Consider the following 5263-nt stretch of genomic DNA (forward strand, 5'->3'; position numbering starts at 1 on the left):
TATGACAGAATTGATGGCTGCATTAAAGCGAGTTGATATTGTAGATTGAAAGCTATTTATTTAGAGACAGTAGGTGTTGCAGAAAATCTTCAGCAATTTGTCAAATCAATTCCAAATTACAATCAGTGAGGGCTTGTACCCAGAATTAATCAATTCAAAATTTTTGTTTCTTCTTAATTTTGAATTTTGAATTTCATTAAATGGTTAAATGGCAGAATCTATTTTTTCCAATTCATTAGATAATATTCAGTTTTATACCAGACTCATCTCAGGATAATCTGTCACTCTAATAATTAAAACCACTCAGGCAATATTGAGAAAATATTTGCTTATAAAGTATCTGTCTGATTTGATGAGTTCCATTTAAAATTATCATAAAATAGTTGTCAAAGATATGCAAAATGCTAATCTACAAAAAGCGACATTTGGAGCAGGCTGTTTCTGGGGAGTTGAAGCAGCATTTCGTCAAGTAAAGGGAGTAACTTCTACAGCAGTTGGTTATAGTGGCGGACACTTTGATAATCCAACCTACGAAGATGTCTGTAGAGGCAAAACTGGACACGCTGAGGCAGTGGAAGTGGAGTACGATCCGGTAATAGTATCTTATGATGAACTGCTAAATTTGTTTTGGAATAAGCACAATCCCATAGAATCAAACCACCATAGTCCAGATGTTGATGATCAATATCGGTCAGTGATATTTTTCCACACTCCAGAGCAGGAATTATTAGCAAGAGCCTCCAAAGAGCAGCTTGAAAATAGTTCTCGTTATCACAAAAATCCAATTGTGACGGAGATTGTACCTGCATCACAATTTTATAGAGCGGAAGAGTATCATCAGCAATATCGAAAGAAGCATGGACGAGCGTCTTATAGGATAGGCTAACCTTTCACTGAATTGAGGGGATCTTAAAAGCCGAATACTGCAAATCCCCTTACCTGCTATACACATCAGGAAACTTGGCTTAAAGTTTAGCTAATTTTGGCAAGTCATTCACTACCACATAGCGATCGCCCAGGCACGGATGTATTATGAAATGAAGCGCTTTTATATTTATCTAATTCGCTGCCATAAAACACTGATAAATAACACTGCAAATACTGAATGTACAATGATTACAAGTGTATTAATCATGCTGCCAAGAAAACTGTAAATTTGGGCGCTCGCTACCAGACTATGAAAAATGGACAAAGTGATTAATCCCGGTTTTAGTTCTTTTTTATCAGTCAAATCCAGCATTAAAAAACTCAAAGTCCCCAAAGATAAAGCACCGCATCCAATTACCCGTACTAAAGAAATAGACAGTGAAATCAAAACTAACAGAGATTTGTGATTCCGCAGAAATTGAATATGCCTTTACTCAAGGGTTTGGCAAGCTTGCTAAGGTCATGTTCCGGTTAAGTTGATTCCCAATGTAGGGTCATAATTGAATGGCACGCTTCAAAAGCGCTAACCCTTGATATTACTGCTTTTTGGGTGTGAAATTTAGGTTTTGCTGTAGGAAATTAAGAAGAATTTACGGGTATTTCACACTCGTCCGGTGAAAACTATTTTGATTCCCACTGTGCTGTGTGAAAAGCCATCTGCCAGAAATTATGTTCAAATTTTGCAACCATTAAAAAAGATTCTTCAGCTTGTTTTTGAATATCTTCCTGTGCCGTTTCTAAAACCTCATCAGCTTGCTGTGACAAAAGTTTTACATATTTTGTAAAATCAGTATTTCCCCATCTTTGTGCAAATTCATCGTAAGGTGCAGGCATCTTACCTGGTAGTTGCCAACCTTGATTATAGGCTAATTCAATAGCCCAAAATGCAGTTGCTTGCACAGGATAAGGCTTGTCTGCAAGACTATGCATATATTCACAATATTCTCTACAGGTTGGTTGTTTTTTAATATTAAGATCCAGTTGTCGTTGGGTAGCTTTTTCTTTAAACCAATTGAGTTCGTCTTTAAGAGCTGCCAGTCCTCCAAGTATCACATCAAAATGTTCTGGAGGTGCGCTGGCTAATACTCGCCCTACCATCCGCGTAAATTCCACAACAAACAGATAATCTTGCATCAACCATGTATTGAATTGCTGGGGTTGAATTATACCTAATTGACACTGTTCTAGAAAGGGATGCACAGTTGCTTCTTGCCAATCTTGAGCGTGATTTTGTAAAAGAAGTTTGCAGGTAATAGTCATTTTGGCTCAATAGATATTTCGGGGAGATGGAATGGAGAGGAACAGATTGCTAAGATCCTAACGATTCTACCTCCTACTGAGGTGACATCTAGCACGATTCATACAGACTACTCGGAGGATTTCGGTTTCGATTTCGAGTTTGACGAACAAGTTTTTAGACCAGCAGCCTGCATCGTCGGTTGCTCTAACTATCAAAGGGTTGAGTACGGCGGCAATTTGTTAGTCTGTGGCATATATCCATCTTTGATGGGATGAGGAGAATTCTCAAGAGTTCATCAATCCCTAGTAACTGGCTAAATCGGTCATTTATTTGTGCTAAAAGTCATGAATTAGACCATGACTTTTTTCATTAGTCCTTTTGTCAAAAGTTTATATAATAGTTATATTCAAACGAAGTTTTATTGCGATATTAAGCTCTAAAACAAAATATTTCTTCCATTATATTTAGATATATTTACCGGATAATTTAAAAATACCATTTGACTTTTCACAGTATCTAAAAAAAATCAGAGGGTTTTGGTGTAGTAAGACTTCTGTCTTCCCTACACCCAAACCTGTAACCCTATTTCAGCCTTTCTTTTTCGCTAATTAGTCCCGAAAATATCATCAATAAGTACTTCTTACGAAACTAAATACTCTTTAATTTCAGTTTTTTGACGACGTAGAACAGTGATTGCTTGCTATACCTCCATTCCAAAGTTCTACTGTGGCAGTTTTTGTCATTAAACTTCATTTGTTGATAATTACTTAGTGGAACCCAAGTTATTTCAAGAGTTCCTGACTTAACGGGAAAAGTCAGATTTCCTGTATTTAAAAATCGGGTGAATTAGTAAAAAAATACTTCAATACCTTAAATCGAAGAGGGTCGGTGCTATATGTTTATACATATAAATCATCTTGGTCACGAGTGAGCGCGTAGATGCAAAATGGTTTTAGGTAGCTTTTATACCTGCTATATAGGTATTGAAAAGCATATTTTTGTAAATAAAAAGACTCAGAGCCGAATACTAAAAAAAGGACATCACTATGGTAATTACTAGACGGGATGCACTCAACTTAATCGGAAAGAGTACGCTTCTGCTACCGCTAGGGGCTTTGAGTATGGGAGCTGGCCAGTTCAGCCCACAAATTCAACCTTTTCAACAGCCATTTCGGATTCCACCTGTTCTCAATCCTGTACATAGTGACTCTACTGGAGATTACTACGAGATTACTATGCAACAAACCCAAGTAGAGATTTTACCAGGATTAAGCACTAAAATTTGGGGCTACAATGGCATCACGCCTGGCCCTACTATTCGCGCGCAACGCGGTAGACAATCAATAGTACGTTTTATTAATAATTTGCCAGAATCAATGGTAATCCATCTACATGGGATGGCTTCTTTACCTCAGTATGATGGTTATGCAGAAGACTTTATTCCCTTTGGTTACTACAAAGATTATATCTATCCTAACAACCGGGCGGCTACCCTCTGGTATCATGACCACGCACTTCACCAAACCTCTCGTCATGTATATATGGGGTTAGCAGGCATGTACATTATTGAGGATGACCTAGAGTTAAATCTGCCTTTGCCGAAAGGAGACTACGATATACCTCTGATTATTCAAGACAAAAGATTTGACAGTGATGGCTCCCTTATTTTTGACGATCGCCGTCAAAGAGGTCTATATGGCGATATCATGCTGGTGAATGGAGTACCTTATCCTCGGATGGAGGTAGCGAATCGCAAGTATCGTTTCCGAATATTAAATGCTGGTACTTCCCGCACATGTCAACTACAACTGAGTACAAAAGATGATTTAATTATCATCGCCTCCGATGCTGGATTACTCAGCGCCCCCGTCAGAACGAAAAATCTACGGATTGGTGTCGCTGAACGTTATGAATTTATTATCGATTTTTCTAAATACCCCATTGGTACCCAAATAGTGTTACAGAATCCTATATTCTCAAGCAACATCGATTCTGACAGTCGTACTCAGCAAGTAATGCGTTTTGATGTGGTTAGGCAAGAAAGCGATGATAGTGACATACCCAATACTTTACGTCCTGTACAGATAATACCAGTATCTTCAGCAGTCAGAGCCAGAACCTTTAGGTTTGGTCGTGGCAACCAACTATGGCAGATTAACAATAGAACTTGGGATAAAAACAGGGTTGATGCCAATCCCAGTGTCGGTGATGTTGAGATTTGGAACCTCGTAAATACTGGAGGTGAGTGGGTACATCCTGTACACATTCATCTTGTAGATTTACAGATGATAGACCGTAATGGCTTGCCACCATTACCCTATGAACGAGGTTGGAAAGATGTATTCTTGGTGGAATCAGGTCAAACTGTACGGGTGATAGCCAAATATGGACCTCATGCAGGTAAGTATATGATGCACTGTCATAACTTGGTTCATGAAGACCACGATATGATGACTCAATTTGAGGTCGGCTCAGGGGGAGCAGATCCAATCACAACAGCCAAAGCAAAACCACTTCCCGCACCACCGTTCTAAAATTTTAGTCTCCATACAGTTGTCGATCGAATTTTTCCATTTTCTCCATATCATAAGGATCAGGTGGTTGAGGATTAGTACCTTGGACTATGGGTTTTGGTGTTTGCTTAGAAGTTGACTCTAATATTTTTGCAGAACTATCCTGTTTTTGATTATTTTGTGTAGTTTTAGAGGATTGAACAGTTTTAGTTGGTTCTAATTCCACCTGCGGCTGAGGATTATTTACAGTCACTTCTGCAATCAATGCTAAGTTTTGTGAAACTGGCATACTAAAAGCGATTGGAGCTAAAAGCAAAGAAGAAAGAAACATAATTATTGACACAAAAAATATTTTCAACATGAATTTTTCTCTTTTAGTAAAGAGGAGCTTTTACCTCAATCGTAGCTTAAGAAACTCTCAATCATTTTATTTTGAAGTAATCCCAATGCTAAAGGCAATACCATTGCCAATTTACGAGGGTTCAACGCCTGTAGAAACGGGATGAATGCGACCTAAAGCAGTAAGCTTGGCAAAAATCTGGTTTAATAAAATAGGCTCAGGGATTTCGGGAAGCATTTTTAA

At 38.2% G+C, this 5263-nt stretch carries 5 protein-coding genes; 3 read left to right on the forward strand and 2 right to left on the reverse strand.

Annotation, left to right across the window (positions count from 1 at the left end; genetic code table 11):
* The first annotated feature begins 394 nt into the window (after nt 1–394).
* Nucleotides 395–886, forward strand: a complete 492-nt coding sequence (gene msrA, locus CDG79_RS38800; RefSeq protein ID WP_094346817.1) for a peptide-methionine (S)-S-oxide reductase MsrA — start codon at nt 395–397, stop codon at nt 884–886.
* Nucleotides 887–1548: 662 nt separating this feature from the next.
* On the opposite strand, the gene CDG79_RS38805 is transcribed toward msrA, so the two are convergent.
* Nucleotides 1549–2187 (reverse strand): TenA family transcriptional regulator, encoded by a 639-nt coding sequence (locus CDG79_RS38805; protein ID WP_094346818.1) that lies wholly within the window; start codon nt 2185–2187, stop codon nt 1549–1551.
* Nucleotides 2188–2268: 81 nt separating this feature from the next.
* On the opposite strand from CDG79_RS38805, the gene CDG79_RS44555 reads away from it, so the two are divergent.
* Entirely contained in the window at nt 2269–2442 is a 174-nt protein-coding gene (locus CDG79_RS44555; protein WP_223278616.1) for a hypothetical protein, read from the forward strand.
* Between the two features lie 771 nt (nt 2443–3213).
* Nucleotides 3214–4701, forward strand: coding sequence for a multicopper oxidase family protein (locus CDG79_RS38810; protein WP_094346819.1), 1488 nt, complete (start codon nt 3214–3216; stop codon nt 4699–4701).
* Nucleotides 4702–4705: 4 nt separating this feature from the next.
* Here the strand turns inward: CDG79_RS38810 and CDG79_RS38815 are convergent, their stop codons facing one another.
* Entirely contained in the window at nt 4706–4969 is a 264-nt protein-coding gene (locus CDG79_RS38815; protein ID WP_189525288.1) for a hypothetical protein, read from the reverse strand.
* Nucleotides 4970–5263: the final 294 nt, after the last annotated feature.

It is taken from the genome of Nostoc sp. 'Peltigera membranacea cyanobiont' 232 (genome assembly GCF_002245985.1).
Lineage (GTDB): Bacteria > Cyanobacteriota > Cyanobacteriia > Cyanobacteriales > Nostocaceae > Nostoc.

What these genes read in the sequence shown, in the direction of transcription:
- msrA (WP_094346817.1), top strand. Translation starts at nt 395, where the DNA reads ATGCAAAATGCTAATCTACAAAAAGCGACATTTGGAGCAGGCTGTTTC.
- CDG79_RS38805 (WP_094346818.1), bottom strand. Translation starts at nt 2,187, where the DNA reads ATGACTATTACCTGCAAACTTCTTTTACAAAATCACGCTCAAGATTGG.
- CDG79_RS38810 (WP_094346819.1), top strand. Translation starts at nt 3,214, where the DNA reads ATGGTAATTACTAGACGGGATGCACTCAACTTAATCGGAAAGAGTACG.
- CDG79_RS38815 (WP_189525288.1), bottom strand. Translation starts at nt 4,969, where the DNA reads ATGCCAGTTTCACAAAACTTAGCATTGATTGCAGAAGTGACTGTAAAT.